The 15227-nt window shown below is 48.8% G+C and carries 12 protein-coding genes, 4 tRNA genes and 2 rRNA genes; 6 read left to right on the top strand and 12 right to left on the bottom strand.

From position 1 onward, the window contains the following. Window positions 1-11 precede the first annotated feature (11 nt). Window positions 12-1370 carry a VasL domain-containing protein gene (locus QUF14_RS01135; RefSeq protein ID WP_001355442.1) on the top strand — a complete coding sequence of 453 codons (1359 nt, stop codon included), beginning with the start codon at window positions 12-14 and terminating at the stop codon, window positions 1368-1370. Between the two features lie 17 nt (window positions 1371-1387). Then, window positions 1388-1867, top strand: coding sequence for an Hcp family type VI secretion system effector (locus QUF14_RS01130; RefSeq protein ID WP_000013183.1), 480 nt, complete (start codon window positions 1388-1390; stop codon window positions 1865-1867). A gap of 341 nt (window positions 1868-2208) precedes the next feature. Here the strand turns inward: QUF14_RS01130 and QUF14_RS01125 are convergent, their stop codons facing one another. From QUF14_RS01125 to dnaQ, 3 genes are all read right to left on the bottom strand, one after another. Then, window positions 2209-2994: a lipoprotein YafT gene (locus tag QUF14_RS01125; protein WP_001053596.1), complete on the bottom strand. Its 786-nt coding sequence runs from the start codon at window positions 2992-2994 to the stop codon at window positions 2209-2211. A 329-nt stretch (window positions 2995-3323) separates the two neighbouring features. Next, a tRNA-Asp gene (locus tag QUF14_RS01120) sits at window positions 3324-3400 on the bottom strand. 132 nt (window positions 3401-3532) lie between these two features. Next, window positions 3533-4264 (bottom strand): DNA polymerase III subunit epsilon, encoded by a 732-nt coding sequence (gene dnaQ / locus QUF14_RS01115; protein WP_001360395.1) that lies wholly within the window; start codon window positions 4262-4264, stop codon window positions 3533-3535. A 64-nt stretch (window positions 4265-4328) separates the two neighbouring features. On the opposite strand from dnaQ, the gene rnhA reads away from it, so the two are divergent. Beyond that, window positions 4329-4796, top strand: a complete 468-nt coding sequence (gene rnhA, locus QUF14_RS01110) for a ribonuclease HI (protein ID WP_000917877.1) — start codon at window positions 4329-4331, stop codon at window positions 4794-4796. Here rnhA and QUF14_RS01105 read toward each other — a convergent pair. Beyond that, on the bottom strand, window positions 4793-5515 hold the full coding sequence (locus QUF14_RS01105) for a class I SAM-dependent methyltransferase (RefSeq protein WP_024212248.1): 723 nt from the start codon (window positions 5513-5515) through the stop codon (window positions 4793-4795). The two genes, rnhA and QUF14_RS01105, sit on opposite strands and share 4 nt — an antisense overlap. Before the next feature lie 33 nt (window positions 5516-5548). Here QUF14_RS01105 and gloB point away from each other — a divergent pair, with 33 nt between their 5' ends. Together gloB and mltD are read left to right on the top strand one after the other, a co-directional pair. Next, window positions 5549-6304 (top strand): hydroxyacylglutathione hydrolase, encoded by a 756-nt coding sequence (gloB, locus tag QUF14_RS01100; RefSeq protein WP_001052752.1) that lies wholly within the window; start codon window positions 5549-5551, stop codon window positions 6302-6304. Window positions 6305-6375: 71 nt separating this feature from the next. Continuing rightward, window positions 6376-7734: a murein transglycosylase D gene (gene mltD, locus QUF14_RS01095; RefSeq protein WP_000644685.1), complete on the top strand. Its 1359-nt coding sequence runs from the start codon at window positions 6376-6378 to the stop codon at window positions 7732-7734. 46 nt (window positions 7735-7780) lie between these two features. On the opposite strand, the gene QUF14_RS01090 is transcribed toward mltD, so the two are convergent. Both QUF14_RS01090 and QUF14_RS01085 read right to left on the bottom strand, forming a co-directional pair. Then, window positions 7781-8551, bottom strand: coding sequence for a class I SAM-dependent methyltransferase (locus tag QUF14_RS01090; protein WP_000211732.1), 771 nt, complete (start codon window positions 8549-8551; stop codon window positions 7781-7783). Between the two features lie 77 nt (window positions 8552-8628). Beyond that, the gene (locus QUF14_RS01085) at window positions 8629-9429 is read right to left on the bottom strand and encodes an endonuclease/exonuclease/phosphatase family protein (RefSeq protein ID WP_001232862.1); all 801 of its coding nucleotides are present in this window, start codon (window positions 9427-9429) and stop codon (window positions 8629-8631) included. A 240-nt stretch (window positions 9430-9669) separates the two neighbouring features. Here QUF14_RS01085 and yafC point away from each other — a divergent pair, with 240 nt between their 5' ends. Continuing rightward, window positions 9670-10584, top strand: a complete 915-nt coding sequence (gene yafC, locus QUF14_RS01080) for a DNA-binding transcriptional regulator YafC (RefSeq protein WP_000648546.1) — start codon at window positions 9670-9672, stop codon at window positions 10582-10584. Here yafC and dkgB read toward each other — a convergent pair. The 6 genes from dkgB to QUF14_RS01050 all read right to left on the bottom strand — a co-directional run bounded on the left by dkgB (window position 10581) and on the right by QUF14_RS01050 (window position 15177). Continuing rightward, on the bottom strand, window positions 10581-11384 hold the full coding sequence (gene dkgB, locus QUF14_RS01075) for a 2,5-didehydrogluconate reductase DkgB (protein ID WP_000997054.1): 804 nt from the start codon (window positions 11382-11384) through the stop codon (window positions 10581-10583). The two genes, yafC and dkgB, sit on opposite strands and share 4 nt — an antisense overlap. A gap of 163 nt (window positions 11385-11547) precedes the next feature. Continuing rightward, window positions 11548-11624: transfer RNA gene (locus QUF14_RS01070), tRNA-Asp, on the bottom strand. Window positions 11625-11678: 54 nt separating this feature from the next. After that, a 5S ribosomal RNA gene (rrf, locus tag QUF14_RS01065) occupies window positions 11679-11794 on the bottom strand. A 100-nt stretch (window positions 11795-11894) separates the two neighbouring features. Then, window positions 11895-14799, bottom strand: a 23S ribosomal RNA gene (locus QUF14_RS01060). Between the two features lie 183 nt (window positions 14800-14982). Next, window positions 14983-15058 (bottom strand) — tRNA-Ala (locus QUF14_RS01055). Between the two features lie 42 nt (window positions 15059-15100). Next, window positions 15101-15177 (bottom strand) — tRNA-Ile (locus QUF14_RS01050). Between the last annotated feature and the right edge of the window lie 50 nt (window positions 15178-15227).

The following is a 15227-nucleotide window of genomic DNA, read 5'->3' as shown; positions in this document are numbered from 1 at the left end:
GGGGGTTAGTGATGAGCAACAATGTACTGACACAAACTATCGTTACCGGCAGCGATCCGCGTACCCTGCCGGAGTTCAGCGCCATCCGCGAAGAAATTAACAAAGCTAACCACCCGTCACAGCCGGAGCTGAACTGGAAACTAGTGGAATCGCTGGCGCTGTCAATTTTTAAGGCCAACGGGGTGGATTTGCATACCGCCACCTACTATACGCTGGCACGTACACGTAATCAGGGACTGGCAGGGTTCTGTGAAGGCGCGGAACTGCTAGCTGCGATGATCACCCACGAATGGGATAAATTCTGGCCGCAAAGTGGCCCGGCGAGGACTGAGATGCTGGACTGGTTCAACACCCGCACCGGGAATATCCTGCGCCAGCAGGTTTCCTTTTCCGAAAATGATCTTTCGTTGCTCTACCGCACGGAACGGGCTTTGCAGCTTATCTGCGACAAACTCCAGCAGGTGGAACTGAAGCGCCAACCGCGCGTGGAAAATCTGCTTTATTTTGTGCAGAACACACGCAAGCGGTTTGAGCCGCAGCCCAGAAACCGTACTGCTACGGCGGCACAGACCATGGTCAGAACGCTGGTCTATGCGCCTGAAGGCACGGCTTCCGCCACAGCGGAAACCATGCCCCCCCTACCCGACCTGCCGGAAATGCGGGTGGAGGTGCGCGGAGTGGCAGATAACGCCGACAAAGCAAAACAGGGCGACACGGTAAAAGGTTTTGTTGCCGGTGCCGCCTGTACTGCCGTTATCGCTGCTGCACTCTGGTGGTGGCAGACGTACCCGATGCAGCGGCAGCTTACAAAGGTCAGGGATACCACACAGGGAGCAGCCACCGTCTGGCTGGCATCACCGGTACTGAAAGAATATGAACAGAACCTGCAACAGCTTCTGAATACCCCACCGCTACAGCCGCTGGAAACCGGAATGCAGATGATGCGCACCGCAGACACCCTCTGGCCGGAAAGCCTGCAACAGCAGGAAGCCAGCCGGATGTGGAGCACCACGCTGAGAAACCGGGCGCAAGCCAGTCCGCAGATGAAGGGCTGGCAACAGGCGCGGCAGAATTTGCGGGATTTTGCGGATCTGATGATGAAAAAGGAGACGGAGAAACAGGGTTTCACCCTCTCGTATATCAAAACGGTGACCTGGCAGGCCGAACGGTTACTGAATCAGGAAACTCCACTGGAGTACATGCTGACGCAGTACCAGGAGACCCGCACGCAGAATCAGGACACACAAGCGCTAGCAAAAGAGATCAACCAACGGCTGGATGGGCTGTTAAGCCGCTGGCTGTTGCTGAAAAATACCGGACAGGATATGGCAACGGACAACAGCACCGTGCCAGTCCCTCCGACCCATTGAGTTTAAGGAGAATAACAATGGCAAATCCCGTCTATCTGACACTGAACGGAGAACTTCAGGGGCTGATTTCATCCGGATGCTCGTCAATGCCGTCCATCGGTAACAAAGCCCAGATTGCACATCAGGATCAGATCATGGTGACGTCACTGTCCCATGGTCTGAGCCGGGCGCAGAATGTCAACCACCAGGAGCTGACCATCACGAAACCGGTGGACAAATCTTCCCCCCTGCTGGGCAAGGCCATTTCGGAGAATGAATGTCTGACCTGTGATTTTGTATTCTATCGCACCAACCGCTTTGGTGTTAATGAACCGTACTACAAGGTGAAACTGACTAACGCCCGGATCTCAAACATCGGCCTTACCGTTCCCCATACCATTAACGACAGCCCAGGACAGCCGGAAGAGTCTGTGTCATTTACCTATGAGAGTATCAACTGGGAGCACAGCGTCGCCGGAACCAGTGCGTACAGCCTTTGGAGTGAACGGATTTTCTAAGTTACCTGGGAGTTTTTCATCTGCATTATTGTTATATTTTAAAAAGGCAATTTAACATCATAAAATAAAATGATAAAGTACGGTTAATCACGAATAAAAATTCTTAATTAACCGTACCTGCTGTTGTATAGATGTGTATGATGTATTTTTGACAGTTCAACCGAAAACTCGAACTACAGCTTATATGTTGAGAGAACAATAAATAACTTTAGTAAAGTTTTTTACTACTCCTAAAAAAATATATATGTAAAATTAATTAGCAGACTTGAACCAGAGTATAAATAGAAAAGAAAATGCTGTTTCTTGCTAAGTACCATTAAAACGTCTGGTATAAAACCTTACTACTGATAGCGATTCACCAGATCTTTAACCACTGCTGCGTACGTTTTCTGCTTAAGTTGTGAAATCTGCTGTTCTGCCACATCAAGGCTGTCAGAATTTTTATTCCCTATCTGCGGAAAAATCACTTTCGATTCATAATTCACAGGCGACCAGGTAGCCCACTCACCTGTAGCCACATCCACCAGCGTGAATCGAACCAAATAACGCAGTGACATCGTGTCAGTCAATTTTTGATTTTTATAATCTGACCAAACTATTGATTTCAATCCAGAGTCATATTTTCCTGTCTGCAACGTATCCTGGAAAACAATAATCGCTTTCTGATGGCCTTTTGCCGCAACAAAACGTAATGCCTGCATCCAGTTCATATTTTCGGCATCTACAACATCCAGACTTTCATCTTTGTTTTTGTCTTTATTACAAGTTACAGGTTTTTGCCTGTCAGGAATGCCAGAAAATGTGGCAACTGTATAATATTTTCTCATCTCCTCCTGCATAATGGTTTCCGGTGCGCGACTGCCAGACTGAACAAGTATAACGGGAGAATTAAGAGGCACACGAAACTCATCTCCTTCAAGCGCAGCTTGAATATCCTCCTCGGATACAGCCAGTGTGGTTTCATTACCATATAAATCTTTGTCTGTTAGTTGCTGGGGAACGTTTTTATTAATAGAACTTTGTGCGGTTTGAGTTTTTTTCTTTTTTTCATCAATAGGAGATTCAGAGGCACATCCTGCAAGCAGCGAGAATAATACACATATACAACAACCCCTTCTTAAATTCATAATCGGACACTCCCTCGCCTGTCATAATCATGGTAATGTTTAGCTAACGATTTTTAATTATATACTCCACTTGAATCAGAACAAACAAAAATAACAGCAAATATAAATTCATTAAATCAATAGAAAAATGAAAATCATAACATGCAAATATATTTAAATTGAATGATTCGATAGTATGATTAAATATTAATGATATGGTCTACCATATGTGATTAACACATTTACAGCATAACAAAATCATAGACCGAAGAAATAGCGGGATTTAAATGCAAAAAAACCGCAAAATTAAAAATCTTGCGGTTCTCTGAACTCATTTTCATGAGTGAATTTGGCGGAACGGACGGGACTCGAACCCGCGACCCCCTGCGTGACAGGCAGGTATTCTAACCGACTGAACTACCGCTCCGCGTTGTGTTCCGTTGGGAACGAGGCGAATATTACGGATTGCCTCCCCCTTCGTCAATGGTTTTTCTCATCTTTTGAATCGTTTGCTGCAAAAATCGCCCAAGTCACTATTTTTATCGCCTTTCACAGATAATTAAGCCCGCCAGAGGCAGCTTCCACCCTTCTTCTGCACCAGATCAAGACGGGCTTCATGTGCTGCAAGCTCTTCATCTGTCGCAAAAACAACGCGTAACTTACTTGCCTGACGCACAATGCGCTGAATTGTTGCTTCACCTTGTTGCTGTTGTGTCTCTCCCTCCATCGCAAAAGCCATCGACGTTTGACCACCGGTCATCGCCAGATAAACTTCCGCAAGGATCTGGGCATCGAGTAATGCCCCGTGCAGCGTTCGTTTACTGTTATCTATTTCGTAGCGGGCACATAACGCATCGAGGCTGTTGCGCTTACCGGGAAACATTTTCCTCGCCACCGCAAGGCTATCGGTGACCTTACAGAAGGTATTGGTCTTCGGAATATCGCGCTTAAGCAACGAAAACTCGTAGTCCATAAAGCCGATATCGAACGCTGCGTTATGGATCACGAGCTCCGCGCCGCGGATATAGTTCATGAACTCATCGGCTACCTCGGCAAACGTGGGCTTATCGAGCAAAAATTCATCGGCAATACCATGTACGCCAAAGGCTTCCGGATCCACCAGCCGATCGGGTTTGAGATAAACATGGAAGTTATTGCCCGTCAGGCGACGGTTCACCACTTCAACGGCACCAATCTCAATGATCTTGTGGCCTTCATAGTGCGCACCAATCTGGTTCATACCGGTGGTTTCGGTATCGAGAACGATCTGGCGTGTAATTGCAGTGCTCATAGCGGTCATTTATGTCAGACTTGTCGTTTTACAGTTCGATTCAATTACAGGAAGTCTACCAGAGATGCTTAAACAGGTAGAAATTTTCACCGATGGTTCGTGTCTGGGTAATCCTGGACCCGGGGGTTACGGCGCTATTTTACGCTATCGCGGACGCGAGAAAACCTTTAGCGCTGGCTACACCCTCACCACCAACAACCGTATGGAGTTGATGGCCGCTATTGTCGCGCTGGAGGCGTTAAAAGAACATTGCGAAGTCATTTTGAGTACCGACAGCCAGTATGTCCGCCAGGGGATCACTCAGTGGATCCATAACTGGAAAAAACGTGGCTGGAAAACAGCAGACAAAAAACCAGTAAAAAATGTCGATCTCTGGCAACGTCTTGATGCTGCATTGGGGCAGCATCAAATCAAATGGGAATGGGTTAAAGGCCATGCCGGACACCCGGAAAACGAACGTTGCGATGAACTGGCTCGTGCCGCAGCGATGAATCCCACACTGGAAGATACGGGCTATCAAGTCGAAGTTTAAGCCTGTGGTTTACGACATTGCCGGGTGGCTCCAACCGCCTGGCGAATTCGTGGCTTGTTTTTACTCTGTTTCATCGGATTTAGCGTTAAAGGAATAGTCCGTTTCCGGGCGACAATAAGTTGTAAGCAACCAAGCGCAGGAATATGCGCATTCAATAGTTTTCCACCGTGTTTGTTCCACGGGAGAACGTGGAAACGGCTGGCGTGCAGCACTTCAAAATTCAACAAAGAGAGCCAGTCCAGTTGCCGCATCAGAGTAAACATCCGGCTGTTATAGGGCGATGTTTTTCGCAATACCGGCACAAGTTTGCGTAATCCCATTAAACTGATGGGATTGAAGCCGCTAATGACCAACCAGCCATCATCAATCAATACCCGATCGGCTTCACGTAATAATCGATGCGGATCGGTGCACCACGGCAATGTATGTGCCAGTAGACAAACATCAACGGATTTATCGGCAAAAGGAAGATGAAGTGGGTCCGCCTGCACCTGGACGGGCATTCCTTGCGCAGAAACATTCACTTGATGAGAAACCGCGCACGCATCGCAATTGATTTCTGCGCTTAAATTGCCAATCTTAAGCAGATGAAAACCATACATTTTAGTGAACCACGGGTTGAGCTGGCGCTCCAGCGCTTTGCGATAAAGCTCTCCCCAGGGCAAATCGCCCCAGCAATCAGGAGCCACGACAGTTTGAGGGACTCTTGCCGGTTTCATCACAACCTTCCGTTTCACACTGAGAGGTAATCTATGAATCTTAACAGTATTCCCGCCTTTGATGACAATTACATCTGGGTTTTGAATGATGAAGCAGGTCGCTGCCTGATTGTCGATCCCGGAGACGCAGAGCCAGTATTAAACGCCATTACCGCCAATAACTGGCAACCGGAGGCCATATTTCTCACTCACCATCACCACGATCACGTTGGCGGCGTAAAAGAACTGGTGGAAAAGTTTCCGCAAATTGTGGTGTATGGTCCACAAGAGACACAAGATAAGGGAACAACACAGGTAGTCAAAGATGGCGAAACTGCCTTCGTTTTGGGGCATGAATTTAGTGTAATTGCCACACCGGGTCACACTTTAGGACATATCTGTTACTTCAGTAAACCTTATCTATTTTGCGGCGACACGCTGTTTTCTGGTGGGTGTGGTCGGTTGTTTGAAGGGACACCATCACAAATGTATCAATCACTTAAAAAGTTAAGTGCGTTACCTGACGATACATTGGTATGTTGTGCTCATGAATATACGTTATCAAATATGAAGTTTGCTTTGAGTATTCTTCCGCACGATTTGTCCATAAATGATTATTATCGTAAAGTTAAGGAGTTACGGGCAAAAAATCAAATAACACTACCCGTAATTCTGAAAAATGAGCGGCAAATTAATGTTTTTTTAAGAACGGAAGATATTGATTTAATTAATGTAATTAATGAAGAAACATTATTGCAACAACCTGAAGAGCGTTTTGCATGGTTAAGGTCAAAGAAAGATAGGTTCTGATAAAACTTTCTTGTCATCGGCTCCGTTCGCCGTTATGATCGGTCGTCTTTTAAGCAACTATTGACACACACATGAAGGCAAAAGCGATATTACTCGCCTCTGTCCTGCTCGTGGGTTGCCAGAGTACCGGCAACGTTCAACAGCACGCACAGAGCCTTTCTGCAGCTGGTCAAGGGGAAGCAGCAAAGTTTACAAGTCAGGCACGATGGATGGACGATGGGACGTCTATCGCGCCAGATGGTGACTTGTGGGCTTTCATTGGCGACGAGCTAAAGATGGGAATTCCGGAAAATGACCGGATTCGCGAACAGAAACAGAAATATTTACGCAATAAGAGCTATCTCCACGATGTAACTTTACGGGCAGAGCCGTATATGTACTGGATAGCCGGGCAAGTTAAAAAACGTAACATGCCTATGGAACTGGTACTACTACCCATAGTGGAGAGCGCTTTTGATCCTCACGCGACGTCTGGCGCCAATGCCGCAGGCATCTGGCAGATCATTCCGAGCACGGGGCGCAATTATGGTTTGAAACAGACCCGCAATTATGACGCGCGTCGCGATGTTGTTGCTTCAACGACTGCCGCGCTGAACATGATGCAGCGTCTGAACAAGATGTTTGACGGCGACTGGCTTCTGACCGTAGCGGCTTATAACAGCGGCGAAGGTCGGGTCATGAAGGCAATTAAAACGAACAAAGCGCGTGGGAAATCCACGGACTTCTGGTCGTTACCGTTGCCGCAGGAAACGAAACAGTACGTGCCTAAAATGCTGGCATTGAGTGATATTCTCAAAAACAGCAAGCGTTATGGTGTACGTCTGCCAACGACTGATGAAAGCCGTGCTCTGGCGCGTGTGCACCTGAGCAGCCCGGTTGAAATGGCGAAGGTTGCAGATATGGCGGGGATTTCCGTCAGCAAGCTGAAGACATTCAACGCTGGCGTGAAAGGCTCCACGCTGGGCGCAAGTGGCCCGCAGTACGTGATGGTGCCAAAGAAGCATGCAGATCAACTGCGTGAATCTCTGGCTTCTGGCGAAATTGCTGCCGTACAGTCGACACTGGTTGCCGACAATACGCCGCTTAACAGCCGTGTTTACACCGTACGCTCTGGCGACACGCTTTCAAGCATCGCTTCACGTCTCGGCGTTAGCACCAAAGATTTGCAGCAGTGGAACAAACTGCGCGGATCTAAGCTGAAGCCAGGCCAAAGCTTGACGATTGGCGCAGGTAGTAGCGCACAGCGGTTGGCAAACAACAGCGATAGCATTACTTATCGTGTGCGCAAAGGCGATTCGCTTTCAAGCATTGCTAAACGCCACGGCGTGAACATCAAAGATGTGATGCGCTGGAACAGCGATACTGCGAATCTGCAACCAGGCGATAAGCTGACGTTGTTTGTGAAAAACAACAACATGCCAGATTCCTGACAAACCAGATAATAAAAGGCACCGATTCCCCCGGTGCCTTTTTTATTTATGCTGCTTTATGTGCTTCTACCATGATGATATCACTGGTGAAAGAGCCATCATTCTGCAAGGCAAAATACGTTTTCACCTCTGTCGATGCGCTCTGTTGGTAAATGCGAATAGCGTCTACTAACGCTTCTTGCGTACGCATTCTCGCGACCCATGAAGAAAATTCCAGCGGTAACTTATCTGTAATTAAATTATCAACTATCAGATTGGCTTCATTGATTAACGCCAACCACTCACCGCAGGCGTAATTACGCACATGTGATGTATCGCGTAACGCTTCTACCGTCTGTAACCAGATATCACGTACCGGATGTCCTGGCGACATGATGTCCATCACAATCAGCATACCGCCGGGCTTCAATACCCGATTCACTTCGCGCAGTGCTGCGCCGACATCATGCCAGTGATGGGCAGAATAACGGCTGATAACAATATCAAAGGCGTTATCGGCAAATGGCAGACTTTCGGCATATCCCTGGCGGGTGGTGATATTTTTCAGTTGCCGGGCTTCGGCAGCTTGTGCCACGACATCCAGCATTTGGGCAGATAAGTCATACGCCACCACCGCGCTCACGTTCTGCGCAGCGACAAAGCTGGCATGCCCTGCTCCGCAGCCCATATCAAGTACACTTGCATCAGGATAATCAGCCAGACGCTCCGCCAGGCGCTGTAAATCTCGTCCGGATGTATGTACGGTACTGGTCAGATATTCGCTGGCTTGAGAGCTAAACTGCTTTTCTACGTGGTCATGGTGGGATTGTGTTGTCATTGCGCTGTCCTTTTGTTATTTGAGTATAAAAGGGCAGCGCCAAACGTTGGTCTGCCCTGTGGCAGACCTGACATACCTTATTTATCAGGCTTGCCGGGACTGAATTCAACGAGTAGCGGATTGTGATCGGAAGCGCGCGTAACCAGTACAGAAGCTTCGCTGACGTTCAGACCACGGTAGAAAACAAAATCGAGCGGGCGACCAAACGCCCGACGGCGCTGATCATCGGTAAAACGCACCTGGCGCAGCGACATTTCCCGCGCAAAGCGATATAACGCGTTCATCCTTCTACGGCTCCAGGCATTGAAATCTCCTGCCATAATGACCGGGCCGCTGTGGTGAGCTATCTGATCACCAATAGGAAGTAACTGCTTACTATAGACATCCACGCCCAGACTGAAGTTGACGGCGTGTATATTAACCACCATCAACAGGCGGGTGTCAGGTAATGGATAGACCGTCACCAGTGCCGACTTCGCCAGACGCAAAATGGGTTCTCGTTCACGTAACGGGCAGCAATACACTGGATGCGCCGCCGAAAGGGTCATTACACCGGAAGGATGTTGTGGCAGCACGAAAGCGGGTACCTGATCGGCGGCAAGATAGTTAGCGGTCGCAAACTGTACTAACTCTGGCGTTGTCTGCGCTTCCTGCAATAACACCAGATGTGCATCTTTGCCGTAGTTCTTTAATACCGACAACCATTCAGCGCGTTGCTGTTTGTATATGTTCCACACCAGGATCCGAATACGCTCTTCGGTACTTAACGGTTCTCCAGGTGGTAATGCCTGGCCGATGCTCGCAAAAGACCCCGGCGGTAAGATCCTTTCCGCAGGTTGTCCGGCAACATAGCGCATGGCATAGGTGGTTTTTCGCACTTTTGACTTTGAAACCTCTATTACGTCAACCCTTCCGCACTCGGGAAGGTTCTACTGTTATAGGGATTTTAGCTCTCTCTTTCAACGAGCAATTGTATATTGTTATGTAAGCAAGTGCTTACACCGGTCAGAAATTTGCTCATTATTGAGAATATTAAATCGGATGACATATCACGTATCCTGATGGTTTAATGACAAATAAATTCAAAATATCTCATCTATTTTGCAACAGGAGCAAAAATGAAAGCCACGTCGGAAGAACTCGCCATTTTTGTTTCGGTCGTCGAAAGCGGCAGCTTTAGCCGGGCAGCGGAACAATTAGGGCAAGCAAACTCAGCGGTAAGCCGGGCGGTGAAAAAGCTGGAGATGAAACTTGGCGTTAACCTGCTTAATCGGACCACGCGGCAACTTAGCCTGACAGAAGAAGGCGAGCGTTATTTTCGCCGCGTACAGTCAATTTTGCAGGAGATGGCAGCGGCAGAATCAGAAATTATGGAGACGCGTAATACACCGCGTGGACTGTTACGGATCGATGCCGCAACTCCAGTGGTGCTGCACTTTCTGATGCCGTTAATTAAGCCTTTCCGTGAACGCTATCCGGAAGTTACTTTATCGCTAGTCTCCTCCGAAACGATTATTAATTTGATCGAAAGAAAAGTGGATGTCGCGATACGCGCTGGTACGTTAACGGATTCCAGCTTACGTGCCAGGCCATTGTTTAACAGTTATCGAAAAATTATCGCCTCCCCTGATTATATTGCCCGCTACGGCAAGCCAGAAACTATTGACGATTTAAAGCAACATGTTTGCCTGGGATTCACTGAACCCGCGTCTCTCAATACCTGGCCAATAGCCTGTAGTGATGGGCAATTACATGAAGTGCAGTACAGTTTGTCATCTAATAGTGGCGAAACGCTGAAACAGCTTTGCCTGAGTGGCAACGGGATTGCGTGTTTGTCCGACTATATGATCGACAGAGAAATCGCTCGCGGAGAATTGGTGGAGTTAATGGCAGACAAAGTGTTGCCAGTGGAAATGCCATTCAGTGCAGTCTATTACAGCGACCGTGCGGTAAGTACGCGCATCCGGGCTTTTATCGATTTCCTTAGCGAGCATGTAAAAACAGCTCCCAGAGGAGCTGTCAGAGAGGCTTAATCCCATTCAGGAGCCAGACCTTCCGGGCTAACCAGGCGGTCGTTGCAATCCAGTGCGGCGATCGCTTTTTTATCTTCGGCATCAAGCTGTAAATTTTGTGCCTTAAGATTACTCTCCAGGTTTTCACGTTTAGTAGAAGAAGGAATTACTGAGTAACCTTCCCCCATAGCCCACGCCAGAATCACTTGTGCCGGAGTCGCATTGTGTTTAGCTGCAATACGAGCAATAACCTCATCTTTCAGGGCATTCCCATATGCCAGCGTCATATAGGAAGTAATATGGATGCCGTGCTGTTTAGCCCAATCGACTACTTTACGGTTTTGCAGATAAGGAGAGAGTTCAATCTGGTTGGTAGCGATATTTTCAGCGCCAACAGCAGCAATCGCTTTTTCCATCAATGGGATCGTGAAGTTGGAAATACCGATCTCACACGTCAGACCTTGTTTTTTGGCTTCCAGCAGCGCCTGCATAAACTCTTCAACAGAGACTTCATCGTTTGGTGACGGCCAGTGGATTAGCGCCAGATCAACATAATCGGTACGCAATTTTTGCAGACTCTCTTTCAGACTCGGGATCAGTTTGTCTTTGCTGAGATTTTCAATCCAGATTTTAGTGGTGATATAGAGTTCATTACGAGGCACGCCACTTTCTGCAATCGCCTGACCTACTGCGGCTTCGTTATCATAGATTTGTGCGGTATCAATTGCGCGATAACCAAGTTCAAGCGCCGTTTTCACAGATGAAATAACAACGTCGTCTTTCAGACGAAAAGTACCTAAACCAAATGCAGGGATAGCCATAATATGCCTCTTTTGATGCTATGTTCGTTAACTGAGATGATTATGGACTTTAGACTGTTGCGGGAAAAGGGCGTAAAACGCAGAGGATTTTTGCGATTTTGGCAATAATAGAAATACAGACGAAAAAAAAACCTCGAGCTTTAACTCGAGGCTTCTTAATAAGTGGCGGAACGGACGGGACTCGAACCCGCGACCCCCTGCGTGACAGGCAGGTATTCTAACCGACTGAACTACCGCTCCACCGAATTCTTTTACAACCACCGGTTTTATGACCGGCTTACTGCTTAATTTGATGCCTGGCAGTTCCCTACTCTCGCATGGGGAGACCCCACACTACCATCGGCGCTACGGCGTTTCACTTCTGAGTTCGGCATGGGGTCAGGTGGGACCACCGCGCTAAGGCCGCCAGGCAAATTCTGTTTATCAACACGTCCTGTTCTGACCTGTTGATGTCATCTGTATCAAGCTTACTTGTCGATGTCTCTTCCGCCAAAACATCTTCGGCGTTGTAAGGTTAAGCCTCACGGTTCATTAGTACCGGTTAGCTCAACGCATCGCTGCGCTTACACACCCGGCCTATCAACGTCGTCGTCTTCAACGTTCCTTCAGGACCCTTAAAGGGTCAGGGAGAACTCATCTCGGGGCAAGTTTCGTGCTTAGATGCTTTCAGCACTTATCTCTTCCGCATTTAGCTACCGGGCAGTGCCATTGGCATGACAACCCGAACACCAGTGATGCGTCCACTCCGGTCCTCTCGTACTAGGAGCAGCCCCCCTCAGTTCTCCAGCGCCCACGGCAGATAGGGACCGAACTGTCTCACGACGTTCTAAACCCAGCTCGCGTACCACTTTAAATGGCGAACAGCCATACCCTTGGGACCTACTTCAGCCCCAGGATGTGATGAGCCGACATCGAGGTGCCAAACACCGCCGTCGATATGAACTCTTGGGCGGTATCAGCCTGTTATCCCCGGAGTACCTTTTATCCGTTGAGCGATGGCCCTTCCATTCAGAACCACCGGATCACTATGACCTGCTTTCGCACCTGCTCGCGCCGTCACGCTCGCAGTCAAGCTGGCTTATGCCATTGCACTAACCTCCTGATGTCCGACCAGGATTAGCCAACCTTCGTGCTCCTCCGTTACTCTTTAGGAGGAGACCGCCCCAGTCAAACTACCCACCAGACACTGTCCGCAACCCGGATTACGGGCCAACGTTAGAACATCAAACATTAAAGGGTGGTATTTCAAGGTCGGCTCCATGCAGACTGGCGTCCACACTTCAAAGCCTCCCACCTATCCTACACATCAAGGCTCAATGTTCAGTGTCAAGCTATAGTAAAGGTTCACGGGGTCTTTCCGTCTTGCCGCGGGTACACTGCATCTTCACAGCGAGTTCAATTTCACTGAGTCTCGGGTGGAGACAGCCTGGCCATCATTACGCCATTCGTGCAGGTCGGAACTTACCCGACAAGGAATTTCGCTACCTTAGGACCGTTATAGTTACGGCCGCCGTTTACCGGGGCTTCGATCAAGAGCTTCGCGTTACCGCTAACCCCATCAATTAACCTTCCGGCACCGGGCAGGCGTCACACCGTATACGTCCACTTTCGTGTTTGCACAGTGCTGTGTTTTTAATAAACAGTTGCAGCCAGCTGGTATCTTCGACTGATTTCAGCTCCACGAGCAAGTCGCTTCACCTACATATCAGCGTGCCTTCTCCCGAAGTTACGGCACCATTTTGCCTAGTTCCTTCACCCGAGTTCTCTCAAGCGCCTTGGTATTCTCTACCTGACCACCTGTGTCGGTTTGGGGTACGATTCGATGTTACCTGATGCTTAGAGGCTTTTCCTGGAAGCAGGGCATTTGTTGCTTCAGCACCGTAGTGCCTCGTCATCACGCCTCAGCCTTGATTTTCCGGATTTGCCTGGAAAACCAGCCTACACGCTTAAACCGGGACAACCGTCGCCCGGCCAACATAGCCTTCTCCGTCCCCCCTTCGCAGTAACACCAAGTACAGGAATATTAACCTGTTTCCCATCGACTACGCCTTTCGGCCTCGCCTTAGGGGTCGACTCACCCTGCCCCGATTAACGTTGGACAGGAACCCTTGGTCTTCCGGCGAGCGGGCTTTTCACCCGCTTTATCGTTACTTATGTCAGCATTCGCACTTCTGATACCTCCAGCATACCTCACAGTACACCTTCGCAGGCTTACAGAACGCTCCCCTACCCAACAACGCATAAGCGTCGCTGCCGCAGCTTCGGTGCATGGTTTAGCCCCGTTACATCTTCCGCGCAGGCCGACTCGACCAGTGAGCTATTACGCTTTCTTTAAATGATGGCTGCTTCTAAGCCAACATCCTGGCTGTCTGGGCCTTCCCACATCGTTTCCCACTTAACCATGACTTTGGGACCTTAGCTGGCGGTCTGGGTTGTTTCCCTCTTCACGACGGACGTTAGCACCCGCCGTGTGTCTCCCGTGATAACATTCTCCGGTATTCGCAGTTTGCATCGGGTTGGTAAGTCGGGATGACCCCCTTGCCGAAACAGTGCTCTACCCCCGGAGATGAATTCACGAGGCGCTACCTAAATAGCTTTCGGGGAGAACCAGCTATCTCCCGGTTTGATTGGCCTTTCACCCCCAGCCACAAGTCATCCGCTAATTTTTCAACATTAGTCGGTTCGGTCCTCCAGTTAGTGTTACCCAACCTTCAACCTGCCCATGGCTAGATCACCGGGTTTCGGGTCTATACCCTGCAACTTAACGCCCAGTTAAGACTCGGTTTCCCTTCGGCTCCCCTATTCGGTTAACCTTGCTACAGAATATAAGTCGCTGACCCATTATACAAAAGGTACGCAGTCACCCCATAAAGAGGCTCCCACTGCTTGTACGTACACGGTTTCAGGTTCTTTTTCACTCCCCTCGCCGGGGTTCTTTTCGCCTTTCCCTCACGGTACTGGTTCACTATCGGTCAGTCAGGAGTATTTAGCCTTGGAGGATGGTCCCCCCATATTCAGACAGGATACCACGTGTCCCGCCCTACTCATCGAGCTCACAATATGTGCATTTTTGTGTACGGGGCTGTCACCCTGTATCGCGCGCCTTTCCAGACGCTTCCACTAACACACACACTGATTCAGGCTCTGGGCTCCTCCCCGTTCGCTCGCCGCTACTGGGGGAATCTCGGTTGATTTCTTTTCCTCGGGGTACTTAGATGTTTCAGTTCCCCCGGTTCGCCTCATTAACCTATGGATTCAGTTAATGATAGTGTGACGAATCACACTGGGTTTCCCCATTCGGAAATCGCCGGTTATAACGGTTCATATCACCTTACCGACGCTTATCGCAGATTAGCACGTCCTTCATCGCCTCTGACTGCCAGGGCATCCACCGTGTACGCTTAGTCGCTTAACCTCACAACCCGAAGATGTTTCTTTCGATTCATCATCGTGTTGCGAAAATTTGAGAGACTCACGAACAACTCTCGTTGTTCAGTGTTTCAATTTTCAGCTTGATCCAGATTTTTAAAGAGCAAAACTTCGCAGTGAACCTTTGCAGGTACACTCTGAAGTATTTTTTATTTAATCACTACAGAGATGGTGGAGCTATGCGGGATCGAACCGCAGACCTCCTGCGTGCAAAGCAGGCGCTCTCCCAGCTGAGCTATAGCCCCATAACATGTAGTTAAAACCTCTTCAAATTTGCGGTGCAAATTTGGTAGGCCTGAGTGGACTTGAACCACCGACCTCACCCTTATCAGGGGTGCGCTCTAACCACCTGAGCTACAAGCCTGTAGAGATTTTACTGCTCATTTTCATCAGACAATCTGTGTGAGCACTGCA

This window comes from Escherichia sp. HH091_1A, assembly GCF_030295175.1.
Lineage (GTDB): Bacteria > Pseudomonadota > Gammaproteobacteria > Enterobacterales > Enterobacteriaceae > Escherichia > Escherichia coli_F.
This window is presented reverse-complemented; position numbering and strand designations above follow the sequence as displayed.